Raw genomic sequence first — 24,629 nt, 5'->3', positions numbered from 1 at the left:
GGTGCCCCTGGCGAGCGATCGGCCAGGGGCGGCCCCTCAGCCTGCAGCGCGATCGAGCAGATACTGGGTCAGCAGGGGTACCGGGCGGCCTGTGGCGCCCTTGTCCTTGCCGCCACTGAGCCAGGCAGTACCGGCGATGTCCAGGTGCGCCCAGTCGTAGCTTTTGGCAAAGCGCGACAGGAAGCAAGCGGCCGTGATGGTCCCGGCCTTCGGGCCACCGATATTGGCGATGTCGGCGAACGGGCTGTCCAGCTGCTCCTGGTACTCGTCGAACAACGGCAGTTGCCAGGCACGGTCATCGGCCCGGCGGCCGGCGTCCAGCAGGTCGCTGATCAGGCCATCGTTGTTGCCCAGCAGGCCAGAGGTATGCCCGCCCAGGGCAACCACGCAGGCACCGGTGAGGGTAGCGATGTCCACCACAGCCTTGGGTTTGAAGCGCTCGGCATAGGTCAGGGCGTCGCACAGCACCAAGCGGCCTTCGGCGTCGGTGTTGAGAATCTCGACGGTTTGCCCGCTCATGGTTTCCACGATGTCGCCAGGGCGCGTGGCAGTGCCGCTGGGCATGTTCTCCGCGCAAGCCATCAGGCAGACGAGGTTGATGGGCAGTTGCAGCTCAAGCACCGCGCGCAGGGTGCCGAACACGCTGGCAGCGCCACACATGTCGAATTTCATTTCATCCATGCCGGCCGATGGCTTGATGCTGATGCCGCCGGTGTCGAACGTGATGCCTTTGCCGATGAGCACATAGGGCTGGTCTGCCTTGGCACCACCCTGGTATTGCGCCACGATCAGGCGCGGAGGCTGTGCACTGCCCTGGGCCACGGCCAGGAACGAGCCCATGCCCAACTGCGCAAGCTTCTTCTCGTCGTGCACGTCCACCTTGAGGTTCTTGTGCTCCTTGGCCAGGCCCTTTGCCAGCTCGCCAAGGAAGGTGGGATGGCAGATGTTCGGTGGCATGTTGCCCAGGTCCCGCGTCAGGCTCATGCCCAAGGCGATGGCGCGTGCGTGCTGAACGGCGCGTTCAGCCTCTGCGGTGTCCACCTTGGTGGTGGCCAGGGTGATTTTCTTCAGCGCGCGTGGGTCTGCCTTCTTGCTTTTGTAACGTTCGAACACATAACCGGCGTCCAGCACGGTTTCGGCCAGCAGGCGGACCTTGCTGTACGTATCGCGGTTGGCAACAGTCACTTCGTCAAGTGCCAGCACTGCATCAGCGCCGCCGAGGGTTTTCAATACGCCCAGGGCGGAGGTTATGGCCTTGCGGAAGGGGCGGTCGCCCAGTGCGTCTTTACCGATGCCCAGCAGCAGTACCCGCTCGGCCTTGATGCCAGGCAGGCTGTGCAGCAGCAGGGTCTGGCCGGGCTTGCCTTCGTGGTCACCACGCTTGAGAATCGCGCTGATGGCGCCGCTGCTCTGTTCGTCAAGCTTTCTGCCCACAGCGCCCAGGCTGCGGCCTTCGCTGACCGGCACCACCAGGGTTGCGGTCTTGAGCGTCTCGGCATTCACGCTTTTTACAAGCAGTTCCATGTAACGTCCCCAATCAGTGGTTCGACTGCCACGCGGCCCTGTGCCTCGTGGTCGCGCAGGCGTAAGCGTTCAGTTTGAGCCTGTGTCTCTGTCGCTGACAACCCCGATGGCACGCCGCCAAGTGACAGGCACCCACATTCACAGGATAATGCGCCCACTTTTTCCGTCGGGCCTGTGCGTAATCGCACAAGCGCATGGCCGTCAAGGCTGGTTACCCCGGAGTGTCTGGTTTGATCGTTTTCCGTTATCTGTCCCGCGAAGTCCTGGTGACCCTCAGTGCCGTCAGCGCCGTGCTGCTGGTTATCATCATGAGTGGGCGCTTTATCAAGTACCTGGCCCAGGCGGCCAGCGGTGCGCTCGACCCCGGTGTTCTATTTCAGATCATGGGCTATCGGCTGCCGGGTTTCCTGCAGCTGATTCTCCCGTTGGGGTTGTTCCTGGGCATTCTGCTCGCTTACGGCAGGCTGTACCTGGAAAGCGAGATGACGGTGCTGTCTGCCACTGGTATGAGCCCAGGGCGCTTGCTGGGCATCACCATGATCCCGGCCACCGTGGTTGCCCTGCTGGTCGCCTGGCTTAGTTTCAGCCTGGCGCCCCTGGGCGCAACGCGGTTTGCCCAACTGATAAACCAGCAGGATGCGCTGACCGAGTTCGACACGCTCGTACCGGGGCGCTTCCAGATGCTGCGTGATGGCACGCGCGTCACCTATACCGAAGAGCTCTCCGAAGACCGTGTCAACCTGGGCGGCGTATTCATCTCGGAAAAACGCGCCTCTACCGATGGCAAGAAGGATCGGGGCATTTCGGTACTGGTAGCCGACAAAGGTCGCCAAGAGGTGGACACCAACGGTAACCGTTACCTGATCCTCGAGAACGGCTACCGCTACGACGGTAACCCGGGCCAACCCGATTACCGCGCCATCAAGTACGACACCTATGGCGTAATGCTGCCAAAGCCTGAGGTGAGCGATGACATCAGCGAGCGCGAGGCCATTCCAACGTCCACCCTGTTCGGGTCCACCGTGCTGCGTGACCGTGCTGAACTTCAATGGCGGCTCTCGTTGCCTCTGCTGGTCTTCATCGTTACGCTCATGGCCGTTCCCCTGTCACGGGTGAACCCGCGCCAAGGCCGGTTCCTCAAGCTGTTACCGGCCATCCTGCTGTACATGGCCTACCTTACTATCCTGATTTCGGTACGCAGTGCCGTGGAGAAAGGGCGCCTGCCCATCGGCCTTGGCCTGTGGTGGGTGCATGGGCTGTTCCTCGCCATCGGGATAGGGCTGATGGGGTGGCAACCCCTGCGTCTTTCGCAGGCGCAGCGTCGTAGCCGGGCTGGGGTGGCAAAATGAAGAAGCTTGACGGTTACATCGGTCGCAGCGTGTTCGTTGCTATCCTGGCGGTGCTGGGCATCATCCTGGGCCTGGCCACCTTGTTCGCGCTCATCGACGAGCTGAGCGACCTTAGTGACACTTATACGTTGGGGGATGCGGCTTGGTACGTACTCCTCACCGCACCACGGCGCCTGTATGAACTGCTGCCCATGTCCGCTCTCATTGGGTGCCTGATCGGCCTGGGCAGCCTGGCCAGCAGCAGCGAACTGACTATCATGCGGGCAGCAGGCGTATCCATCTCGCGCATCGTATGGGCCGTAATGAAACCGATGCTGGTGCTGATGGTGGCAGGCGTGCTGATCGGCGAATACGTGGCGCCGCCAGCTGAAGACCAGGCCCAGGCCTCCCGCTCCCTCGCACAGGGCGGTGGTGATGCCCAAAGCGGTAAGCACGGCTTGTGGCACCGCCAGGGCAACGAGTACATCCACATCAATACCGTGCAGCCCAACGGGTTGCTATATGGCGTAACCCGTTACGAGTTCGACGCCCAGCACCACCTTCAGCAGTCCAGCTTCGCTCGCAAGGCCGTGTATGCACAGGACCACTGGCAGTTGAGCGAGGTCACTACCACTGTGTTCAAAGGGGACCATACCGAGGTTGTGCCTGCAGACACAGTACGCTGGGACGTGGCCCTTACCCCGCAGCTGTTGAGCACTGTGGTCATGGCCCCTGAATCCCTCTCCATCACGGGTTTGTGGGCGTATGTGCATTACCTGGGCGCCCAGGGGCTGAGCAGCGGGAAGTACTGGTTGGCCTTCTGGACAAAAGTATTGCAACCCTTCGTAACTGCCGCCTTGGTAGTGATGGCGATCTCCTTCATCTTCGGCCCGCTGCGCTCCGTCACCCTGGGCCAGCGTGTGTTTACCGGGGTGCTGGTAGGTTTCGTGTTCCGCATTGCCCAAGACTTGCTTGGCCCTTCGAGCCTGGTGTTCGGCTTCCCGCCTCTATTGGCGGTTGCCTTGCCTGCGACGATCTGCGGCATAGCAGGCGTGTGGCTGTTGCGCAGGGCTGGGTAGGGCTATCAGCGCCTTTGGGCGGTGGTCTGTTAAAAGCTGACAAAAACAGGCGCCCATAAAAAAGCCCCGGCTATCACTAGCCGGGGCTTTTTGTGCGAAGGTGATCAGGCTTCGGCTTGAACTTCGTCCGCTTGCATGCCTTTCTGGCCCTGCACCGCGACGAAGGTCACTTTCTGGCCTTCCTTCAGGCTTTTGAAACCGTTGCCTTGGATAGCGCGGAAGTGCACGAACAGATCCGGACCGCTTTCAGGCGTGATAAAACCAAAACCTTTTTCGTCGTTAAACCACTTGACGGTACCGCTCTGACGAGTGCTCATGTCTTATTTCCTTGAAGCTCAATAGTGATTTCAGCTGGCGCTCAATTTGAAGGCCGCTATTACTGGTTGCAGGAAAGTAAGAGACGCAGAACGGGTTGTAGCAAAGCCTAGCGCTACTGCCCAGGTCACGAACCAAAGCGACCCATGCAAACTCAGTGCAGACGACTCTACGCTAGCTTTAGTCACAAAAACAAGCCCTGAAACTGCTAGCTTTTATGCCTTTTTCATACCCGTTTTGCGGTCCTGTTCCTATGTGCTCAGCGCAGTGCCTCGGCGGACATAACACTGCCGAAGCCGCTGGCTATGCCATGCAAGCTCAGCGCCATGACCGGGTTATTAAGGTCGAATTCGCTGTAATGCCTATTTACGCTTGGCCCCGATAATAACGCTGCGCTACAAAGGGCATGCGTGACACTTTCACAGGTACCTTCTTGCCCCGTACCAGTGCCCAGAGTTCGGTCTCCAACCCACTGAGGTGCGTATCTATCCACGCCATCGCAACCGGGGCATTCAATGTAGGGCCAAAGCCACCACTGCAGACCTGGCCCACTTCATTGCCCTCGGCATCTACTACTTGAGCGCCTTCGCGTACCGGCATGCGTTCCTGGGGCAGCAAGCCGACCCGCTTGCGGGGCACGCCGTCTTTCTGTTGGGCATAGATAGTTTCCGCACCAGGGAACCCGCCGGCACGTGCTCCGTCAGCGCGGCGCACTTTGGAAATGGCCCAGCCCAGGTTGGCTTCTATTGGCGTAAGTTCGGCGTTCATGTCATGCCCGTACAGGCATAGGCCGGCCTCCAGGCGTAGCGAGTCTCGCGCTCCCAGGCCAATAGGCTGCACTTCAGGCTCACTTAGCAGGCGGCGGGCCAGTGTTTCGGCCAGTTCCACGGGTACGGAAATCTCATAGCCATCTTCACCGGTATAGCCCGAGCGGCTTACGTAGCAGGCAATGCCTGCCAGCTCCAAGGCTGCAAACTGCATGAAGGTCATGTTCGACACTGCAGGGTGCAACCGCGCCAGCACGTCCACGGCTTTGGGGCCTTGCAGCGCCAGCAAGGCACGGCTTTCGAACAAAGGCTCGATCACGCAGTGGCTGGCAAGGTGGCTACGCAGGTGTACAAGGTCTGCCTCCTTACAGGCCGCGTTGACCACCAGAAACAGTTCTGTCTCCGAAACCTTGGCCACCATCAGGTCATCGAGAATGCCGCCCTGGTCGTTAGTGAACAGTGCATACCGTTGGGTGCCTACCGGCAGGTCGATGATGTCGACTGGCACCAGCGCTTCCAGTGCCGCCGCAGCATGCTCGCCCAGCAGCCGGATCTGCCCCATATGTGATACATCGAACAGGCCAGCCTGCTCGCGGGTGTGCAAGTGCTCCTTCAGTACGCCCAAGGGGTATTGCACCGGCATGTCGTACCCGGCAAAAGGCACCATGCGCGCACCCAGTTCCAGGTGAAGGGCATGCAAAGGGGTTTTCAAAAGGGTGTCGGACATTGCTGTGCTCCTTCTGCTGCGGCATGGCCGTCAGCATTCAATAATGTTTACCGCCAAGCCGCCGCGCGCGGTTTCCTTGTACTTGCTTTTCATATCAGCGCCGGTCTGGCGCATGGTGCGGATGACTTTATCCAGCGATACAAAATGCTGGCCGTCGCCACGCAGGGCCATGCGCACGGCATTGATCGCCTTTACCGATCCCATGGCGTTGCGCTCGATGCATGGCACCTGAACCAAGCCGCCAATAGGGTCGCAGGTCAGCCCCAGGTTGTGCTCCATACCGATTTCTGCCGCATTTTCGACCTGCTGCACGGTGCCGCCCATGACTTCGCACAGCCCACCGGCGGCCATCGAGCAGGCCACGCCCACTTCGCCCTGGCAGCCGACTTCAGCCCCCGAGATTGAAGCGTTTTCCTTGTACAGGATGCCAATGGCGGCGGCGGTAAGCAGGAAGCGCACCACGCCGTCCTCGTTGGCCCCAGGCACAAACCGCATGTAGTAGTGCAGTACAGCCGGTACGATGCCAGCTGCGCCATTGGTAGGGGCGGTGACCACGCGGCCGCCGCTGGCGTTTTCTTCATTCACGGCCAGGGCATAGAGGTTGACCCAGTCCAGCACGGACAGGCTGTCGCGCAGCGCGGCCTCTGGGTTGCTGCGCAGTTGGCGGTACAACCCTGCTGCGCGGCGCTTCACTTTCAGGCCGCCCGGAAGGATGCCTTCGTTCTCGCAACCTGCACTTACGCACTGTTGCATCACCTGCCAGATGTGCAGCAGGCCGGCGCGAGTTTCAGCTTCCGGGCGCCAGGCCTTTTCGTTGGCCAGCATGATCTGGCTGATAGGCAGGTGTTGCGCCGTGCAGTGGGCCATCAATTCCTTGGCCAGGGTGAACGGGTAGGGCAGTGTGGTGGTATCGGCCACGATGCGGTCTGCACCGGCAGCGTTGTCATCCACCACGAACCCACCGCCCACCGAATAATACTCCCGGCTGCGTACCTGCAGGCCAGCCCCGTCGAAGGCACGAAAAATCATGCCGTTGGGGTGGTAAGGCAAGGGCTTGCGGATCATTGCCAAGTGCTGTTTTTCGACGAAGTCGATTTCGTGTTCGCCCAGCAGCCGCAGCCGGCCTGTGCTGCGAATGGCGGCCAGGCGAGCATCGATGGTCGTGGTGTCTACTGTGTCAGGCTGCTCGCCTTCAAGGCCAATGAGCACCGCTTTGTCACTGCCATGCCCTTTGCCCGTTGCACCTAGCGAGCCATACAGCTCTACTTTCACTTGGGCCACGCTGGCCAGCATCCCTTCGCGTCGAAGCCCTTCGGCAAAGCGCGCAGCAGCGCGCATGGGCCCCACGGTATGGGAACTGGAGGGGCCAATACCCACCTTGAACAGGTCAAACACACTTAAGGACATGAGCATTCCAGGATAAAACTGAGAAAAAGAGGCCACGGTTGTGGCCCCTCGTGTCAGAGCCTGGCTCACGCGTTTTGATAGGCTTCGATGGGCGGGCAGGCGCACACCAGGTTGCGATCGCCAAACACGTTGTCCACCCGGCCAACCGGCGGCCAGTACTTAGTAGCCTTGAGGCTGGCCAGCGGGTAGGCCGCTTGTTCCCGGCTGTAGCTATGGGGCCACTCGCCCAGCAATTCCTCAGCTGTATGCGGCGCGTTGCGCAGCGGGTTGTCCTCGGCGTCCAGCGCGCCGCTCTCCACACCACGAATCTCTTCGCGAATGCAGATCATGGCGTCACAGAAGCGGTCCAGCTCTTCCTTGGATTCGCTTTCAGTGGGTTCGATCATCAAGGTGCCTGCTACCGGGAACGACATGGTAGGGGCATGGAACCCAAAGTCGATCAGGCGCTTGGCCACGTCGTCCACACTGATACCACTGCTGTCCTTGAGCGGGCGCAAGTCAAGAATGCACTCATGGGCCACCAGGCCATTGCTGCCGGTATAGAGCACTGGGTAATGCTCTTCCAGGCGGCGGGCGATGTAGTTGGCGTTGAGGATGGCCATTTGCGAGGCACGCTTGAGGCCTGCTCCCCCCATCATCCGGATATACATCCAGGTGATGGGCAGAATGCTCGCGCTGCCGAACGGAGCAGCGCAGACGGCGCCTTCTTTGCGCTCCAGCGCTTCATGCCCAGGAAGGAAAGGGGCCAAGTGCGCTTTTACGCCGATCGGGCCCACACCTGGGCCGCCGCCGCCATGGGGGATGCAGAAGGTCTTGTGCAGGTTGAGGTGAGATACGTCGCCGCCGAACTTGCCTGGTGCACACAGGCCCACCATGGCATTCATGTTGGCGCCGTCGATGTACACCTGGCCGCCGTTGTCATGAATGATCTGGCAGATTTCGCCGATCCCTTCTTCAAACACCCCGTGGGTGGACGGGTAAGTAATCATGAGGGCAGCCAGGTGATCTTTATGCGCCTCGGCCTTGGCACGCAGGTCGTCGATATCCACATTGCCCCGCGCATCACAGGCGGTAACCACTACGCGCATGCCGGCCATGTGGGCGGTCGCAGGGTTGGTGCCGTGGGCAGAAGAAGGGATCAGGCACAGGTCGCGCTGGGTATCACCACGGCTCTGGTGGTAGGCACGAATGGCCAGCAAGCCGGCGTACTCACCTTGTGAGCCCGCATTAGGTTGCAGCGAGACAGCGTCGTAACCCGTGGCTGCGCAGAGCATGGCTTCAAGCTCTTTGGTCAGCTCGGTGTAGCCCTGGCTTTGCTCTACGGGAGCGAAGGGGTGCAGGTTTCCGAACTCGGCCCAAGTCACCGGGATCATTTCGCTGGCCGCGTTGAGCTTCATGGTGCAGGAGCCCAGCGGAATCATGGTGCGGTCCAGGGCCAGGTCCTTGTCGGCCAGGCGGCGCAGGTAACGCATCAACTCGGTTTCAGAGTGGTAACGGTTGAATACGGGGTGGCTGAGCAGAGCACCTTGGCGCAGTTGCCCCTCAGGCAATGCACTGGAGGCACTGCCTTGAACAGCAGCGAAAGCTGGCTGCTGGCCGGTGGCAAAAATAGCCCACAACGCTTCCACGTCGGCCTGCCGGCTGGTTTCGTCCAAGGACACGCCCACACGCTCGGCGTCTACCTGGCGCAGGTTGTAGCCCGCCGCCCGTGCCTTGGCATGCCGCTCAGCGGTGGCAGCCCCTGTGTGCAGTGTCAGGGTGTCGAAGAAGTGCGTCTGCTCGACCACTACCCCCATGTCACGGAGGCCTGCCGCCAGAATCGCCGTCAGGGCATGGGTGCGTTTAGCGATCTGCTGCAGGCCCTGAGGCCCGTGGTACACCGCATACATGCTGGCGATGTTGGCCAAGAGCACCTGCGCGGTGCAAATGTTGCTAGTGGCCTTCTCTCGACGGATATGCTGCTCGCGGGTTTGCATGGCCAGCCGGTAGGCAGGTTGGCCATGGCGATCGATGGACACGCCCACCAGGCGGCCCGGCATGTCACGTTTGAAGCTGTCCCGGGTAGAAAAGTAAGCGGCATGAGGGCCGCCGAAGCCTAGGGGCACGCCGAACCGCTGTGCGCTGCCAATGGCCACGTCAGCGCCGAATTCGCCAGGGGGTGTGAGCAGGGTCAGGGCCAGCAAGTCAGCGGCGACGGCCACCAGTGCCTGGCTGGCGTGGAAGCGCTCCACAACGGCGGTGTAATCCAGCACATCCCCGTTGCTGGCAGGGTATTGCAGCAGGGCACCGAAGAAGCGGCTGGTGTCCTCCAGGTTGTGCTCATCGGCTACCACCACCTCAATGCCCAGCGGCTCGGCGCGCGTACGCAGCACCGCAAGGGTTTGCGGGTGGCAATGCACCGACGCGAAGAAAGCGGTGCTGGCACGGTTTTTCGACAGGCGCTTGCAGAAGGTCATGGCTTCGGCGGCGGCGGTGGCTTCGTCCAGCAGCGAGGCATTGGCAATGGGCAGCCCCGTCAGGTCGCTGATCAGCGTCTGGAAGTTGAGAAGGGCTTCAAGGCGGCCTTGGGAAATTTCAGGCTGATAGGGGGTGTACGCGGTATACCAGGCTGGGTTTTCCAGCAGGTTTCGCAGGATGGGTGCCGGGGTATGGGTGTTGTAGTACCCCTGCCCAATCACGGTCTTGAGCAACTGGTTCTTGCCAGCAATAGCTTTGAGCGCAGCCAGTGCATCGGCTTCGCTTTGCCCATCGCCAGCATCCAGCACACTGGTGCCCTTGATGGTGGCGGGAATCACTGCAGCGGTCAGGCCGTCCAGGCTATCGAAGCCCAGGGTTTGTAGCAGCGCCTGCTCGTCTTCTGGGCGTGGGCCGATATGGCGGCCAATGAATTCGTTATCAGTGGTCAAGGCAACGTCAAAAGGCATGGCAAATGTCCTCAGGCTTGGGCAGCGATCAATTGATCGTAGGCGTTCTGGTCCAGCAGGCCATCGAGTTGCGACGCATCGACAGGCTTGAAACGGAAGAACCAGCCACGTGCAAGGGGATCTTCATTGACCAGTTCAGGGTTGCCTTCCAGGGCCGGGTTAACCTCGGTGATCTCGCCATCCAAAGGCATGTTGATGCTGCTGGCGGCTTTAACAGATTCCAGCACAGCCACTTCAGCCTCCACAGTGTAGTCGCCGGTGTCCGGCAACTGTACGAACACCACGTCGCCAAGGGCCTGCTGGGCGAAATCGGTAATCCCTACGGTTACAGTGCCGTCGGCTTCGGCACGCAGCCATTCATGCTCGTGGGTGAAACGCAAAACAGTCATGCAACACTCCAAATGGCCAAGGGTGGCCGCAAACACGCGCCCATGCGGGCTGGATCGCCGTGGCGTTGCAAATAGGCTGCCAACGTAGAGAAATGCCCGGTTTTGCTGGGCCAGAAGGCTATGTAGGGCGACAGCCTTCGGCATTGCATGTAATGATTTCATTACGGCTTTTGCCAGGCATAGGGCCTAGGTGGCCCTTAAGGTGTAATGAAATGAAGACGCTGTATCGATAACGTGACACAAGCGGTAGGCACGGCCGACGTCAGCTTTTGGTAACCCCTATGCCGTATTTGCGCAACCGGTTGGCAATGGCCGTATGGGACGTATGCAGCCGCGCAGCCAACTGCCGCGTGGACGGATAATCGGTATACAGTTTTTCCAGCAGCGCCTGTTCGAAATCGTCCACAGCCTGCTCCAGGCTATGGATTTCCCGGTCACGCTGCTGCGCCACCGACGTACCCGCAATGTCCAGGTCGCCAATGTCCACCAGTGTGCTTTCGCAAATGGCCGCTGCACGGAAAATCACATTCTGCAACTGGCGAACGTTGCCGGGCCAACGGTTGCCCAGCAGGGCAGGGTAGGTGCCCGGTGCCAGGCGGCAGATGGGGCGGCCGATCTGCGCACAGGCCTGGCGCATGAACCAACGGGCCAATAGCAGAATGTCCTGGCCTCGGTCACGCAAGGGCGGTACGTCCAGGTTGAGTACATTGAGCCGGTAATACAGGTCTTCGCGGAAAGTCCCTTCGCTCACCATCTTGTCCAGGTTGCGATGGGTGGCGCTCAGTATCCGTACATTCACGTTGATCTCGCGGTCGCCACCTACGCGCCTGAAGCTGCCGTCATTGAGGAACCGCAGCAATTTAGCCTGCAGGTAGAGGGACATTTCGCCGATCTCATCGAGAAAGACCGTGCCTTGGTGCGCCAGCTCCATCAAGCCGGGCTTGCCATTGCGCTGTGCGCCTGTGAACGCCCCAGGTGCATAGCCAAACAGCTCGCTTTCAGCCAGGTTTTCAGGCAACGCTGCGCAGTTCAGTGCCAGGAAGGGTGAGCTATGGCGTGCGCTGGCGGCATGGCAGGCGCGCGCGACGAGTTCTTTTCCCGTACCCGTTTCCCCCTGAATCAACAAAGGCGCATCCAAGGTAGCAATGCGTTGTGCCCGCGCCTTGAGCTGGCGAATGGCGGTGGACTCGCCCAGCAAGGCCTCGAAGCCTTCAGCGTGGTCATGGTGCAAGGCGGCCAGCCGTTCGCCGATGCGGTTGGGGGGGTAGAGCGTGATGAGCGCGCCGGCGTGGGGGATGGGCGTGGCGTCCAGCATCAGGGTTTCGCCCTCTACCGACACTTCTCTGAGGGGCAGGCGGAAGCCATTCTCAACCAGTGCCTCCAGCAGGCTGGTGTCGCGGAACACCTGTGCCACCAGCTCGCCAGCGGGTTCCCGACCGCATAACGAAACCATGGCAGGGTTGGCTAGCAGTACCTTTCCAGCAGTGTCCACGGCCAGTACCGGGTCGCTCATGGCGGCAAGTAGCGCATCGAGCTGAAGGTGGCGCCGCTGGCCTGGCAAAATGTCTACCACCGTGACGGCCTGAACACCGGCCACGGCAAACAACGCCCCGCGCAGTTCGTCCAGTACAGCAGCACTGAGCGTAGGGGCATCGATATACACATTGGGCGGTACCATCTCGACCGCATCCAGGTTCAGGTTGCGGGCACCCAGCAGGGCCAGTACCTCTTGAGTGATGCCTACACGGTCTTGAAAGCTGACGTGAATACGCATGGGGAAAACAGGGCCTGAACGTCAGAAGCCATGGATTATGCACTCCCCAGTGCTACCGATGAAACCCGCACTCAGGTGCCAGGCAGGTGAGCTGGGTCCATGGTATCGCCCGCGTGTCGCTCAAGCTTGCTTTGGATATCAGCAAACATGGCGTCGTACTGGTGATGCACGCTGATAGGGATGACTTGCGTGGCAGGCAGGCCGTGTTGACGTGCCAGGTGATCGATATCGCTGGCGAAGTTGAAGGCCAGGTCCCTTGGCAGGTCCAGTGCTTCGTTCAAGGCATGGCCAGCAATGTCACCTGCCACTTCGAAGTGCATGACAGTGCCACGGGCGTCGCTGCGAGGTTCGTAAGTAATGTCCAGTTGGTATGCCACATCACGGGGCTGGACGGGGCTGTGCTCAAGGCGCAGGTGGCCGGGTTCGAACATGACGTACTCCTTGACAGAAACGCCCCGCAGGCCGGGGCGTCGAAGGGTCAAGCATAGACGTGCTCTGCGTGGGCCGCCTTATACCTTGAATGGGTCCATCAGGCGCATCTGCTGGCCGGCCAGCGCGTTGAGCTGGCTGCTGACTTGGGCAGCCTCAGAAGCTTGTACGGTCAAGGCCTCGGTGACCACACGAATCGCCGATACATTGCGGTTTACCTCTTCGGCCACGGCACTCTGCTCTTCGGCGGCGCTGGCGATTTGCAGGTTCATGTCGCTGATGATGCCCACTGCTTCACTGATGCGGCTTAACGCGGACGAAGCCTGGAGGATCTGCGTAGCGTTCTCCTGGGCTTTGGCCTGGCTTGAGTGCATGGTGGCCACTACGTCATGGGTTGCCCCCTGGATACGTTCGATTACTAGGCGAATCTCGCCTACCGAATCCTGTGTGCGGCGTGCCAGGTTGCGCACTTCGTCAGCCACGACCGCGAAACCACGACCGCTTTCCCCAGCACGCGCCGCTTCGATAGCCGCATTGAGTGCCAGCAGGTTGGTCTGGTCCGCGATACCCCGTATCACTTCCAGCACCGAGCCAATCTGCTCGCTGTTAACGGCAAGGGTTTGCACTTGGCCTACCGCCGTGCTCACTTCTTCAGCCAGGCCGTTGATGTCCAGGGTGCTGCGCTTGATGATACGCAGGCCATCCTGGGCAGCCTGATCGGCACCTTTGGCGGCATTGGCGGCATTGGCAGCACTGTTGGCCACTTCATGGGCGGTGGCGCTCATCTGATTGGACGCGGTAGCCACCTGGTCGATTTCTCTAAATTGAACCTGCATGCCTTCGCTGGTTTTGTGAGCAATGTCCGAAGACTGGTCGGCTGTGCTCCGGGCTTCGGTGACACTGGCCTTGATTTGCGCGATCGTAGGTTGCAGCTTGTCGAGGAAGCGGTTGAACCAGTTGGCCAACTCACCCAGTTCGTCTTTACGCGCATAGTGAATACGGCGCGTCAGGTCACCTTCGCCGCTGGCAATGTCCTTTAGCATCAAGGCAACGCTGGTGATAGGCCGGGTGACGCCTGAGGCCGTTAACCAGAGCACCACCAGCCCCAGCAAGCCTGCCACGATGGCCACCATCAAAGCCTGCAAGGCGCCACTGGTTTGTGAACGGTCAAGCAGGGCCTGGAGCTGCAAGGCGTCTGCCAGCAGTACATTGCGTGGCAGGTCAATCACCACGCCCCAGGCCGGTACACCCTCCACCGGCACCACGGGGTAGACGACGCGAATCAAGTCGCCATGGGGTACTACCTTGGCCGTACCGCCTTGTAGCTGCTGCAGGGTTTCGCGGCCTTCACCGCCTAAGGCTGCTTCGAGGGTTTTTCCTAACGTATCAGGGGTGTTGCTGTCGGCAGCCAGTACGCCTTTGCTGGACAGCACCATGATATGGCCCGCCCCCTCGAACAGTTCGCCTTTTGCTTTCACAGCGCTGACCTGCAAGGCGTTCAGGGCCAAGTCGACCCCTGCCACGCCCACTACTTTGCCTTCCACCCGGATAGGCACAGCGAGAGTGGTCATAAGCAAGGTCTTGCCGTCGCTGGTGTCGGCATAAGGTTCCAGCAGGCACAGCTTGCCGGCTTGCAGGGCGCAGGTATACCAACTGTTAAACGGCAAGCCGCTGGCGTTTATTTCGGTCTTGGAGAGGTCATCCTCATTGATGGCTGAATTGCTGTCATTGCCGTCGTAACGGCTCCAATAACTGCTGAAACGGCCGGTTTCATTGGAGCCGCGTGCCAGGTCGGCGACAAAGCCGGCATCGTCGCCGTCGAAGGCGTTGGGCTGAAACACAGCCCACACCGCCAGTACGTCGCGGTTGCGCTTGAACGCCAGCGACAAGGCTTGGTTAGCCTCTTCTCGCAGGGCGGCAGCGCCGAAATCATGGCGTTTGCGTGCAGTGCTCAATTGGGCCATCTGCTCAGCCAGGTCGCTGGTGAGTGCCAAGTCTGCGCCATAGGCTTTTTGCAGCGAGGTAGCTTTTTCGGCGGCCTGGGCCAGCAGTAGTTTTTCAACGCTTGTGGTGAGCATGCGTTCACTGGACTGGCTCACCAGCGCATTATTTGCCCGGCTCTGGTAAAGGTTCATGCCAACAACGGTGGCCACTACTGCAACCAGGCACAAGCCTGCCAGCAGCACTATTTTCAAACGAATGGACAAGGACTGCAGCATGAGTGTGCTCGTGGGCAGTTGAGAGGGCGAGGGCTGGCCTCCCCAGAAGCAGAGGGTTCGGCTTTACTTCCTCATCGGCCTCTTTGACCACGGCTTTATCATCTGCCGACAAGCGGTGGAGCCTAGCTGGGCCTTCTAGGTTGCTCGGGCCGTGACCAGATCCAGAGATTGACCAGCACCATGCCGCCAATCGCTGCGTAGATCGCCCAGTAATGGCGCAAGGTAAGCCACATGATCACCGCGCACACCAGCATACTCCCGGTGGCTGCGACCTTGGAACGGCGGGTAATCACCTTCCCTTGGCGCCAGTTGCGAATGATGGGGCCAAACACCTTGTGGTTTTCCAGCCAGGCGGCCAGGCGTGGAGAACTGCGCGTGGCCGCCCAGGCGGCTATGAGGATGAATTCGGTGGTGGGTAGGCCAGGAACGAAGATGGCAACGATGCCAATGCCTACGCAGACATACGCAAGCACCCCATAGAGGACGCGAGCCAGGCGTGAGCGAGTAGGGGGGAGCTGGTCGGTCATCGGCACCGGGCAGTGATCGGGCCAGGCCACGCCATGGGCGGGCCGGGCGGTGAGTTCAGGCCTATGCACGGGCAAAGGCGGTTTGCAGCAGTACTGTAAAGCGTTGAAAGGCTGCCAGGGCACCGGCTTGGGCCAGTGCATCGTCTCTGGGGCTTAGTTCAAGCGCATCCAGCGCTTGGGTGAAACCCTTCCAGCTTGCCGCGCGGCCCTCTACAGGCGCCGCCAGGTGACGAGCACCGTAGGTGGCAGACAACCCGAGCGCTTCAGCACGCTTGATCAGGAATGCGGCGCCGAGTTTCGACCCTTCCGAGACAAAAAGCCACCCCAGTGACTCACCAACGCTCAGCACAGCAGGCCCTCCTGGTGGCGGCTCGGGGGGCGTTACACCCAGGTCGGCGAGGTCTGCCAGGGCGTCACCGGCGCGGCAGCGGCGGGGCAGGTCGGTAAACCAGGTACGCAGGTGCAGGTCCTGGTAGAGCCCTTCCAGGTCTGCCTGGAAGAGGTATTGGGCCGTTACGAAACGGCCGAAGCCTTCGAGGGAATCGAAGGGCGCCTGCGTTTTCACCAGCTGATCAAGCGCTGCATGGGGGGCATGCGTGGCCTGGTTCAAGCGCTGCGAGCGCAGTAGGGGCGTGACGGGTTCGAGTGCGGGAGAAGCCTGTAGACGCATTGGGAATCGCTCCTTGAAATGATGACAGCACACGCAGGGGGCTTAGATGTCCCAGACCAGATTGACCGAAACGTTGCGGCCTGGCTGAGTAAGGCGGTCCAGGTTGGCAGGCGCAGTGACCGAGGCTTCACCCACGCTGTCGTAGCCGCGCACGTTGTCCCAGAGCCAGTATTTTTTGTCGGCCAGGTTGTAAAGGCCTGCGTTGAGGGTGATGTCGTCACTGAGCTTGTAATAGCCGGTAAGGTCCAGCGTGCCGAAACCCGGTGTTTTGAACAGGGTGCCGCCATCAGGCGTATTGAAGCGGCTGCTGTCCACGCGCCCTTTGCGATTGACCAGGGTCCAACTGAGCAACCCGCCATGGCGCGGCCGGTCGTAACCAATGCCCAGCACACCCGTTAACGGGTTGATGCTGTTGAGGGGCTGGCCGGTGTCCCTGTTGAGCCCGTGGGCGTAGGCGATCGAACCTTGGGTATACAGGCCCTGCGGTGCACCGAAGCGGTCCAGGTTGAGCCGGCCCTTGGCTTCCACGCCGCGAATCGTGGCGTGCCGAATATTGCTGCTCTGGAACGTGGCTTGGTCGTAGCCGCCTTGCAGCTGGTTTTCGTCGATGAAGTCCCGGTAGGTGTTATAGAACACGGCCAGCTCATAGTTGCCTGCTTCGAAGTAGCCTCGTAGCCCGGTTTCAAAACTACGGCTTTTTTCAGGCTCCAGGTTCGGGTTGGGTTTTACTACATAGTCACTGGCAGCATGCTCGAACCGGCCATACAGGGCCTTGGCAGTGGGTGTGCGGAACCCCTCAGCGTACTGGCCATACCAGGAGGTATGCTCGGTGAAGGCATAGGTCACGCCCAGTTTGGGCGAGAGGCGGTGCCAGGTTTTGGTGTCGTCGCTGTACTGGGTGTTATCGCTGCCCTTGAGGGTGCGCAAAAACGCCGCGGTCAGCTTCGGTTTCAGGTGGGTGTAGTCATAACGCGCGCCAGGGAGCAAGGACCAGTTGCCCAACCGGATCTCATCCTGGGCGAACACGCTGTACGTATCGACGGTAGGGTCCGGGAAATCGCTTTCCGGCGCCAAGGCGTCACCGGGGCTGGGTTGGCCTGCGGTACAGTTGCGACCATTTGCCAGGCAGATACCGTAGCCGGAGCGCAGGTTGGTGATTTTTTGCCGCTTGAGCGTAGCACCGTAGGTCAATGCATGGTCGCTAGCGCCCAGGCTGAAGGCTTTATCCAGCTGCCCATCGAAGGCCCATTGACGGTCCTTGTATGAGGTTTCCCGGTGCCGTAGCACCTGGCGGGTGTAAGGAACGTACAGTTCGTCGGTCTGCTCGTCAGTCTTGGCCAACTGGTAGTTCAAGCTCCATTTGGCTTCATCGGCCAGCGGGCTGTCGAGTGTCACGTCATGGGCGATGCCGAAGCGCTCCCGCGTGCGTGTGTCGTCCGTGCTTCTGGAACGGTACATGCCCGACGCCACGCCTTGGATGAACGGCCCGCCAATGGCGCTTTTTACGTCGGCCTGGCTGTTGCCTTTGAACCTTTCATAGGTGAACACCAGGCGCCCGTCCTGCGCATAGGTCCACCCGGCCTTGGCGAGCACGTTGGTGCTGTGCGTGTTCTCAGGGTTAGCGGCAGTACGGGCCAGCCCATTGCCGCCGTGGCTGGCAAAGGATTCTGTTTCGTGGCCGTCTCGCTGGCTCAGGTGCACAAGTGCATCCACATTACCCTGGCGCCCTGCAACGGTACCGGACTTCAACCAACTGTTGTCTTTAGAGCTGTAACCAGCCTTCAGGCGCGCCCCAGTGGCCTGCCCTGGCTTGATGATGTCAGCAGGGTCGAGCGTGTAATAACTGACTGCCCCACCGATGGCCGTGCTGCCATACAGCGAAGAACTGGGCCCGCGCAGGATCTCCACGCGCTTGATGATCTCAGGGTCTACGTAGTTGCGCTGGGTTTGCGCGTAAGGTCCGAAGAAATAGCTTTCCGGGATGCCCACGCCGTCGATCTGGGTAAGGACGCGGTCACCGTCGATACCACGAATGTTGTAACCCGTGATGCCTGCACGCTGGCCGCTACCACCCACGCTCACTCCAGGTTCATAACGCACCACGTCCTGAAGGGTGTTGACGTTGCCTTGGTCCAATACCTGGCGGTCAATCACGCTCACTGTGCCAGGCACCTCCGTCACGGCCTGGACGCGTCGCGTGGCGCTTACGGTTACCGGTGCCAGTTCCACTGCTGCTGCCCGGCGCATTAGCACAACGGAACCTTCGCCTACCCGGCGATAACCGAGCCCAGTACCTGCGAGCAGTTTTTTCAGCGCCTCTTCCGGCGCCATATGCCCGCTCACGCCTAATGAGAGTAGGTCGCTGCCCAGTTCGGTAGGAACCTCCACTTGCCATCCCGTGGCCAGGCTGAACGCAGTAAGGGCGTGGGTCAGCGGTTGTTGAGCGATATTAAACGTGCGGCTACCGGATTCAGCGAACGCAGGGGTGACGAAAGTGGCAGCGAAAGCCAGCAAGGCGCTGGGTAGAAGAGGGTGGTACATGAATAGCTCCGTCTTGATGCGAATGGTTTGCATTGGCAGAAAGACGAGACGAATGAGCGAGGCAAATGCGTAAATTTTTTCAGCAGGTGACGTGGAGGGTTTTGGGTGGGTTGTTCAGTGCCATGGGGTACAGTCTTTGTGTGAGTAACTGTAAGCCTGCGGACATCATTTCGCCCGCTTCGCAGGCTCCCACAGGTACCTTCTGTGAGCTGCTCGCATGTCCGCATTACCTGCCTGAGTTCCTTCTGCACGGGGCACAGCCTTTGTGGGAGTAGGCGTAAGCCTGCGAAGATTATTTCGCCTGCTTAGCAGGCTCTCACAGGTACCTTCTGTGAGCTGCTTTCATAGCCGCATTACCTGCCTGAGTTTCTTCTGCACGGGGCACAGCCTTTGTGGGAGTAGGCGTAAGCCTGCGAAGATTATTTCGCCCGCTTCGCAGGCTCTCACAGGTACCTTCTGTGAGCTGCTTGCATGTCCGCATTACCTGCCTGAGTTCCTTCTGCACGGGGCACAGCCTTTGTGGGAGTAGGCGTAAGCCTGCGGACATCATTTCGCCCGCTTCGCAGGCTCCCACAGGTACCTTCCGCGACCTGCTTGCATGTCCGCATTACCTGCCTGAGTTTCTTCTGCACGGGGCACAGTTTTTGTGGGAGTAGGCGTAAGCCTGCGGACATCATTTCGCCCGCTTCGCAGGCTCCCACAGGTACCTTCTGTGACCTGCTTTCATAGCCGAATTACCTGCCTGAGTTCCTTCTGCACGCGGCACAGCCTTTGTGTAAGTAGGCGTAAGCCTGCGAACATCATTCGCCCGCTTGGCAGGCTCCCACAGGTACCTTCTGTGAGCTGCTTGCATGTCCGCATTACTTGCCTGAGTTCCTTCTGCACGCCGCACAGCCTTTGAGGGAGTAGGCGTAAGCCTGCGAACATCATTCGCCCGCTTCGCAGGCTCCCACAGGTACCTTCTGCGACCTGCTTGCATGTCCGCATTACCTGCCTGAGTTTCTTCTGCACGGGGCACAGCCTTTGTGGGAGTAGGCGTAAGCCTGCGGACATCATTTCGCCCGCTTCGCAGGCGCCGACAGGTACCTTTTGTAACCTGCTTTCATAGCCGCATTACCTGCCTGAGTTCCTTCTGCACGGGGCACAGCCTTTGTGTGAGTAGGCGTAAGCCTGCGAACATTATTCGCCCGCTTCGCAGGCTCCTACAGGTACCTTCTGTGAGCTGCTTGCATGTCCGCATTACCTGCCTGAGTTTCTTCTGCACGCAGCACAGTCTTTGTGGGAGTAGGCGTAAGCCTGCGAACATCATTTCGCCCGCTTCGCAGGCGCTTACAGGTAGCTTAAGGCGTTGCGCGCAGGCCTGTCATTCACCGGTGCCCTCTGTGACCTGCTGGCATATCCGCATTACCTGCTTGAGTTCCTTCTGTACGGTGCTGGCCGAGACCCCTAATGCCCGAGCAATGGCTGGGCAAGGCTGGCCGTGTAACCGGTTCTCAATGAAGATGCTGCGTTGTCGTGGCGTAAGCCGAGCGACCCGCCTGCTCAGGCGCTGGAGGAGCTGATCGGTGTACGCAGCGTCTTCGGCGGTGCTGCCTTCTTGGGGAATGTTGTGCACAACCTGCAAGGGCAGGTCACCGTCCAGGATGCACGTGTGCCGGCGCTGGGTACGCAGGTGGTCGAGCGCCAGGCGGCGGGCGGTTTGAAAAACGAAGGGTTCAAGGTGTTCCACGTGATAGCCCGCCAGCGCCCGCGACACCCGTAGCCATGTGTCATGCAGCAGGTCTTCGGCGACGTGTGGGTCGCCTACCATACTGTGAAGGGTACGCAGCAGGCTGAGGCGGTGACGCAGAAAGACAGCGTCGAGGCGGGACGGATTCACGGGGGGGACGACCTGGCTACGGAGGTCAGATGATAATGCTTCTCATCTTTTCAGCCGGTCAAGTCAGCCCCACCGAGAAACCATTACTTGGCGTTACACAGTGCCAGGCAGTTATCCAGCATACGGTTGGAGAAGCCCCATTCGTTGTCGTACCACGCCATGACCTTGACCATACGGCCGATGACTTTGGTGTGATTGGCATCGAAGATCGAGGACAGCGGGTTGTTGTTGAAGTCGCATGACACCAGCGGCAGGGTGTTGTAACCCAGCACCTTGGAGCCTTCGGCTGCGGCCTTCATCAGGGCATTGACCTCGGCAACCGTGGTATCACGCTTGACGTTGATGGTCAGGTCCACCACAGACACATTGATCACGGGCACGCGCACGGCCATGCCTGTGAACTTGCCGGCCAGCGCTGGCAACACCAGGCCAACGGCTTCAGCCGCGCCGGTCTTGCTCGGAATCATCGACTGGGTGGCCGAGCGCGCCCGGAAGGGGTCGGTGTGGTACACGTCAATCAGGTTCTGGTCATTGGTGTAGGCATGGATGGTGGTCATCAGGCCTTGTTCGATACCCAGTTCGCGTTCCAGTACCTGCGCCACGGGTGCCAGGCAGTTGGTGGTGCAACTGGCGTTGGAGATGACCTGATGGGAGGCGGTCAGCACGTCATCGTTGACCCCATACACCACCGTGGCATCTGCGCCCTTGGCGGGTGCCGAGATGATGACCTTGCCAGCGCCGGCGGTAAGGTGCGCAGCAGCCTTTTCACGGTCGGTGAAAAAACCGGTGCATTCGAACACAACGTCTACATTGTTGGCTTTCCATGGCAATTCCGCCGGGTTGCGGATCGCCGACACCGCGATGCGGTCTCCATTGACACTCAGGCCGTTTTCATCGTGCTCGACTGTGGCATCAAACGTACCGTGCACGGTGTCGTATTTGAGCAAGTGGGCATTCATGGCACTGTCACCCAAGTCGTTGATGGCGACGACCTGCAGGTCCTGACGGTACCCCTGGGTATACAGTGCACGAAGGACGTTTCGGCCGATGCGGCCGAAGCCATTGATTGCGATGCGAATGGTCATGGCATTACCTACTGTCAGAGTGTGAGCGTTTCCAAACCATAGCCGGAACCGCGAAAATCTGTTTTGTTGTTGGAATTACAAGATTATTCGCATAGAAATAGAAAACAAGCCTTTTTAATGGCAGAATTTTGTTTTATCTACAACGCGTGACCGGTACGGCTCTGTCTTTTGATCGACCCCTGGCAGTTAAGTTGAAAGATTTGAAACCAGGCGGATCCTTTTGCAGCGCCCGACAACGGTCCCACTGAAAGCCTGGAGTCTTACATGCATCCCCGCGTCCTCGAGGTTACCCAACGGCTGATCGAACGCAGCCGCCCCACGCGCGAGCGTTACCTGGCCATGATCCGTGCCGCCGCGACCGAGGGGCCTCAGCGCGGCAAGCTGCAATGCGCCAACTTTGCCCATGGCGTGGCCGGGTGCGGCGCGGAGGACAAGCACCAGCTACGCCTGCTCAATGCGGCCAACGTGGCTATCGTGTCGGCCTACAACGACATGCTGTCGGCCCACCAGCCCTATGAGCGCTACCCTGAGGTGATCAAGGCCGCACTGCGTGAAATGGGCTCGGTGGGGCAGTTCGCCGGTGGTGTACCCGCCATGTGCGATGGTGTGACGCAAGGCGAGCCGGGTATGGAGTTGTCCATCGCCAGCCGCGAAACCATTGCCATGGCCACGGCCGTGGCGTTGTCTCACAACATGTTCGACGCCGCTTTGTGCCTGGGCATCTGCGACAAGATTGTGCCCGGCCTGATGATCGGCGCACTGCGCTTTGGCCACTTGCCGACCATTTTCGTGCCAGGCGGCCCCATGCCCTCGGGGATCTCCAACAAGCAGAAAGCGGATGTGCGCCAGCGCTACGCCGAAGGCAAGGCTACCCGCGAGGAATTGCTGGAGTCGGAGATGAACTCCTACCACGCCCCTGGCACCTGCACGTTCTACGGCACCGCCAATACCAACCAGTTGGTGATGGAAGTGATGGGCCTGCACCTGCCAGGCTCGTCCTTCATCAACCCCAATACGCCGCTGCGCGAAGCGCTCACAGTGGAAGCCGCACAGCAAGTGACGCGCATTACCAAAGCCAGCGGCGCCTTCATGCCCTTGGGTGAAATCGTGGACGAGCGGGCATTGGTCAACGCCTGCGTGGCCCTGCACGCCACGGGCGGCTCCACCAACCACACACTGCACCTGCCCGCGATCGCCATGGCCGCTGGCATCCAGTTGACCTGGAAAGACATGGCCGACCTCTCCGAGGTAGTGCCAACGCTGTCCAACGTGTACCCCAACGGCAAAGCCGACATCAACCACTTCCAGGCGGCGGGTGGCATGGCGTTCCTGATCCGCGAACTGCTGGAGGCCGGCCTGCTGCATGAGGACGTGAACACGGTGATGGGCAAGGGCCTCAAGGCCTACACCCGTGAACCTTTCCTGGACAACGGCAACGTGGTGTTCCGTGAAGGCCCAGTGGCCAGCCTGGACGAAGCCATCCTGCGCCCGGCCAGCCGACCGTTCTCTACCGAAGGCGGGCTTCGGGTGATGGAAGGCAACCTGGGCAGGGGCGTGATGAAGGTGTCGGCTGTGGCGCCTGAATTCCGTGTGGTCGAAGCCCCCGCCCGGGTGTTCGAGGACCAGCAGGCCTTGGCCGACGCGTTCAAGGCAGGCGAGCTGGAGCGCGACCTGGTGGCCGTTATGCGATTCCAGGGGCCGCGTGCCAACGGCATGCCGGAGTTGCATAAGATGACGCCGTTCCTGGGCGTGTTGCAGGACCGGGGTTTCAAAGTAGCGTTGGTTACTGATGGACGAATGTCAGGTGCTTCGGGCAAGATCCCGGCCGCGATCCACGTGTGCCCTGAAGGGGCAGCGGGTGGGCCGCTGGCCAGGGTGCGTGATGGTGACATCATTCGCGTAGACGGCACGACCGGGACCCTTGAAATCAAGGTAGACCCTGCCGAATTTGCCGCACGTGAACCCGCCGTGCCTACAATCGACAGCAGCGTGGGCTGTGGTCGCGAACTGTTCAGTTTCATGCGCGTGGCGTTCAGCTCGGCCGAGCAGGGCGCCAGCGCCTTTACCTCGGCTTTGGGAGCCCTTACATGACATTGTCACTGGTAGGTGATATCGGCGGCACCAATGCACGTTTCGCCCTGTGGGAAAATGGGGCCATCCGGGCAGTTCAGGTGTTTGCCACCGCCGATTACACCAGCCCCGAGCAAGCTATTGGTCAGTACCTCAAAGACCAGGGCCTGGCTGCCGGTGCGATCAGTTCCGTCTGCCTGGCGGTAGCCGGGCCGGTGTCCGGCGATGAGTTCCGGTTCACCAACAGCCATTGGCGGATCAGCCAGAAGGCGTTTTGCAGCACGTTGAGTGTGCAGCGGTTGCTGTTGATCAATGACTTCACTGCCATGGCGTTAGGCATGACGCAGCTGCAGGAAGGCGAATTCAAGACCGTGTGTGAAGGCCAGGCACAGCCGCGCCGGCCTGCTGTGGTCATCGGGCCGGGCACGGGCCTGGGCGTGGGCACGTTGCTTCGCCTGGAAAACGGCCACTATATGGCTTTGCCGGGGGAGGGAGGCCATGTGGACCTGCCTGTGGGCAATGCGCGTGAAGCCAAACTGCGCCAGCATATCCAAGATGAAATCGGCCATGTCAGCGCCGAAACCATTCTCAGCGGCGGTGGCCTGTTGCGGCTCTACCAGGCGATCTGTGCCGTGGATGACCGCGTAGCCAAGGCAACTTCGCCGTCACAGGTGACCGAGCTGGCGCTCAAGGGTGATGACGTGGCCTGCCAGACCATCGACCAGTTCTGCCGTTTCCTGGGGCGGGTGGCGGGTAACAACGTATTGACCGTCGGTGGGTTGGGCGGTGTGTACATTGTGGGCGGTGTGATCCCTAAATTCATCGAGCTGTTCCTGGCCAGCGGTTTCAAGGACAGCTTCGCAGACAAGGGTTGCATGAGCGGATATTTCTCAAATGTACCGGTCTGGGTGGTCACGGCCGAGTTTTCCGGCCTGATTGGTGCCGGTGTGGCCTTGCGGGAAGGGGCAGCTTGAG

Annotated in this window: 18 protein-coding genes and 1 pseudogene; 4 read left to right on the top strand and 15 right to left on the bottom strand. The window is 60.4% G+C overall.

Annotated elements, in window-relative coordinates; all coding sequences use genetic code 11:
• Positions 1–36 precede the first annotated feature (36 nt).
• Positions 37–1,524, bottom strand: a complete 1,488-nt coding sequence (locus HBH25_RS05785) for a leucyl aminopeptidase (protein ID WP_168082401.1) — start codon at positions 1,522–1,524, stop codon at positions 37–39.
• 230 nt (positions 1,525–1,754) lie between these two features.
• On the opposite strand from HBH25_RS05785, the gene lptF reads away from it, so the two are divergent.
• Complete coding sequence (lptF, locus tag HBH25_RS05780) at positions 1,755–2,873, top strand: LPS export ABC transporter permease LptF (RefSeq protein WP_168082399.1); 1,119 nt, start codon at positions 1,755–1,757, stop codon at positions 2,871–2,873.
• Complete coding sequence (gene lptG, locus HBH25_RS05775; protein ID WP_168082397.1) at positions 2,870–3,931, top strand: LPS export ABC transporter permease LptG; 1,062 nt, start codon at positions 2,870–2,872, stop codon at positions 3,929–3,931. The genes lptF and lptG overlap by 4 nt, the downstream gene beginning before the upstream one ends.
• Positions 3,932–4,035: 104 nt before the next feature.
• On the opposite strand, the gene HBH25_RS05770 is transcribed toward lptG, so the two are convergent.
• From HBH25_RS05770 to gap, 14 genes and pseudogenes are all read right to left on the bottom strand, one after another.
• Positions 4,036–4,248 carry a cold-shock protein gene (locus tag HBH25_RS05770; protein ID WP_003227496.1) on the bottom strand — a complete coding sequence of 71 codons (213 nt, stop codon included), beginning with the start codon at positions 4,246–4,248 and terminating at the stop codon, positions 4,036–4,038.
• Between the two features lie 364 nt (positions 4,249–4,612).
• The gene (gene gcvT, locus HBH25_RS05765; RefSeq protein WP_168082395.1) at positions 4,613–5,740 is read right to left on the bottom strand and encodes a glycine cleavage system aminomethyltransferase GcvT; all 1,128 of its coding nucleotides are present in this window, start codon (positions 5,738–5,740) and stop codon (positions 4,613–4,615) included.
• A 30-nt stretch (positions 5,741–5,770) separates the two neighbouring features.
• Positions 5,771–7,147 carry an L-serine ammonia-lyase gene (locus tag HBH25_RS05760; protein WP_168082393.1) on the bottom strand — a complete coding sequence of 459 codons (1,377 nt, stop codon included), beginning with the start codon at positions 7,145–7,147 and terminating at the stop codon, positions 5,771–5,773.
• Positions 7,148–7,212: 65 nt separating this feature from the next.
• On the bottom strand, positions 7,213–10,071 hold the full coding sequence (gene gcvP / locus HBH25_RS05755; protein WP_168082391.1) for an aminomethyl-transferring glycine dehydrogenase: 2,859 nt from the start codon (positions 10,069–10,071) through the stop codon (positions 7,213–7,215).
• 11 nt (positions 10,072–10,082) lie between these two features.
• Positions 10,083–10,460 (bottom strand): glycine cleavage system protein GcvH, encoded by a 378-nt coding sequence (gene gcvH / locus HBH25_RS05750; protein ID WP_168082389.1) that lies wholly within the window; start codon positions 10,458–10,460, stop codon positions 10,083–10,085.
• Positions 10,461–10,722: 262 nt separating this feature from the next.
• Entirely contained in the window at positions 10,723–12,234 is a 1,512-nt protein-coding gene (locus tag HBH25_RS05745) for a sigma-54-dependent transcriptional regulator (protein ID WP_168082387.1), read from the bottom strand.
• A 71-nt stretch (positions 12,235–12,305) separates the two neighbouring features.
• Positions 12,306–12,665 carry a DUF5064 family protein gene (locus HBH25_RS05740; protein WP_168082385.1) on the bottom strand — a complete coding sequence of 120 codons (360 nt, stop codon included), beginning with the start codon at positions 12,663–12,665 and terminating at the stop codon, positions 12,306–12,308.
• Between the two features lie 78 nt (positions 12,666–12,743).
• On the bottom strand, positions 12,744–13,499 hold the full coding sequence (locus HBH25_RS23695) for a methyl-accepting chemotaxis protein (RefSeq protein ID WP_420708439.1): 756 nt from the start codon (positions 13,497–13,499) through the stop codon (positions 12,744–12,746).
• Positions 13,500–13,601: 102 nt separating this feature from the next.
• Positions 13,602–14,627 (bottom strand): annotated as a pseudogene (locus HBH25_RS23690) (methyl-accepting chemotaxis protein); the annotation flags it as partial.
• Between the two features lie 377 nt (positions 14,628–15,004).
• The gene (locus tag HBH25_RS05730) at positions 15,005–15,409 is read right to left on the bottom strand and encodes a YbaN family protein (RefSeq protein WP_168082381.1); all 405 of its coding nucleotides are present in this window, start codon (positions 15,407–15,409) and stop codon (positions 15,005–15,007) included.
• Between the two features lie 61 nt (positions 15,410–15,470).
• The gene (locus tag HBH25_RS05725) at positions 15,471–16,079 is read right to left on the bottom strand and encodes a biliverdin-producing heme oxygenase (protein ID WP_168082379.1); all 609 of its coding nucleotides are present in this window, start codon (positions 16,077–16,079) and stop codon (positions 15,471–15,473) included.
• Between the two features lie 42 nt (positions 16,080–16,121).
• A complete protein-coding gene (locus HBH25_RS05720) occupies positions 16,122–18,620 on the bottom strand; it encodes a TonB-dependent receptor (protein ID WP_195755875.1) in 2,499 nt (832 codons plus the stop codon).
• A 1,363-nt stretch (positions 18,621–19,983) separates the two neighbouring features.
• Positions 19,984–20,499 carry an RNA polymerase sigma factor gene (locus tag HBH25_RS05715; RefSeq protein WP_168082375.1) on the bottom strand — a complete coding sequence of 172 codons (516 nt, stop codon included), beginning with the start codon at positions 20,497–20,499 and terminating at the stop codon, positions 19,984–19,986.
• 83 nt (positions 20,500–20,582) lie between these two features.
• Positions 20,583–21,584 (bottom strand): type I glyceraldehyde-3-phosphate dehydrogenase, encoded by a 1,002-nt coding sequence (gene gap / locus HBH25_RS05710; RefSeq protein ID WP_168082373.1) that lies wholly within the window; start codon positions 21,582–21,584, stop codon positions 20,583–20,585.
• A gap of 264 nt (positions 21,585–21,848) precedes the next feature.
• Here gap and edd point away from each other — a divergent pair, with 264 nt between their 5' ends.
• Together edd and HBH25_RS05700 are read left to right on the top strand one after the other, a co-directional pair.
• The gene (gene edd, locus HBH25_RS05705; RefSeq protein ID WP_168082371.1) at positions 21,849–23,675 is read left to right on the top strand and encodes a phosphogluconate dehydratase; all 1,827 of its coding nucleotides are present in this window, start codon (positions 21,849–21,851) and stop codon (positions 23,673–23,675) included.
• Positions 23,672–24,628: a glucokinase gene (locus HBH25_RS05700; RefSeq protein ID WP_168082369.1), complete on the top strand. Its 957-nt coding sequence runs from the start codon at positions 23,672–23,674 to the stop codon at positions 24,626–24,628. The genes edd and HBH25_RS05700 overlap by 4 nt, the downstream gene beginning before the upstream one ends.
• Position 24,629: the final 1 nt, after the last annotated feature.

The sequence above is a fragment of the Pseudomonas quercus genome (genome assembly GCF_012033695.1).
Taxonomy (GTDB): domain Bacteria; phylum Pseudomonadota; class Gammaproteobacteria; order Pseudomonadales; family Pseudomonadaceae; genus Aquipseudomonas; species Aquipseudomonas quercus.
The sequence above is the reverse complement of the archived record's forward strand: the minus strand, read 5'-3'. Positions and strand labels throughout refer to the sequence as shown.

Bases quoted from the DNA above. Each gene is read 5' to 3' on its own strand.
- lptG (WP_168082397.1), top strand. From the start codon at position 2,870: ATGAAGAAGCTTGACGGTTACATCGGTCGCAGCGTGTTCGTTGCTATC.
- gap (WP_168082373.1), bottom strand. From the start codon at position 21,584: ATGACCATTCGCATCGCAATCAATGGCTTCGGCCGCATCGGCCGAAAC.
- gcvP (WP_168082391.1), bottom strand. From the start codon at position 10,071: ATGCCTTTTGACGTTGCCTTGACCACTGATAACGAATTCATTGGCCGC.
- HBH25_RS05760 (WP_168082393.1), bottom strand. From the start codon at position 7,147: ATGTCCTTAAGTGTGTTTGACCTGTTCAAGGTGGGTATTGGCCCCTCC.
- edd (WP_168082371.1), top strand. From the start codon at position 21,849: ATGCATCCCCGCGTCCTCGAGGTTACCCAACGGCTGATCGAACGCAGC.
- HBH25_RS23695 (WP_420708439.1), bottom strand. From the start codon at position 13,499: ATGCAGGTTCAATTTAGAGAAATCGACCAGGTGGCTACCGCGTCCAAT.
- HBH25_RS05740 (WP_168082385.1), bottom strand. From the start codon at position 12,665: ATGTTCGAACCCGGCCACCTGCGCCTTGAGCACAGCCCCGTCCAGCCC.
- gcvT (WP_168082395.1), bottom strand. From the start codon at position 5,740: ATGTCCGACACCCTTTTGAAAACCCCTTTGCATGCCCTTCACCTGGAA.
- HBH25_RS05720 (WP_195755875.1), bottom strand. From the start codon at position 18,620: ATGTACCACCCTCTTCTACCCAGCGCCTTGCTGGCTTTCGCTGCCACT.
- HBH25_RS05700 (WP_168082369.1), top strand. From the start codon at position 23,672: ATGACATTGTCACTGGTAGGTGATATCGGCGGCACCAATGCACGTTTC.
- HBH25_RS05745 (WP_168082387.1), bottom strand. From the start codon at position 12,234: ATGCGTATTCACGTCAGCTTTCAAGACCGTGTAGGCATCACTCAAGAG.
- HBH25_RS05730 (WP_168082381.1), bottom strand. From the start codon at position 15,409: ATGACCGACCAGCTCCCCCCTACTCGCTCACGCCTGGCTCGCGTCCTC.
- HBH25_RS05785 (WP_168082401.1), bottom strand. From the start codon at position 1,524: ATGGAACTGCTTGTAAAAAGCGTGAATGCCGAGACGCTCAAGACCGCA.
- HBH25_RS05770 (WP_003227496.1), bottom strand. From the start codon at position 4,248: ATGAGCACTCGTCAGAGCGGTACCGTCAAGTGGTTTAACGACGAAAAA.
- HBH25_RS05725 (WP_168082379.1), bottom strand. From the start codon at position 16,079: ATGCGTCTACAGGCTTCTCCCGCACTCGAACCCGTCACGCCCCTACTG.
- gcvH (WP_168082389.1), bottom strand. From the start codon at position 10,460: ATGACTGTTTTGCGTTTCACCCACGAGCATGAATGGCTGCGTGCCGAA.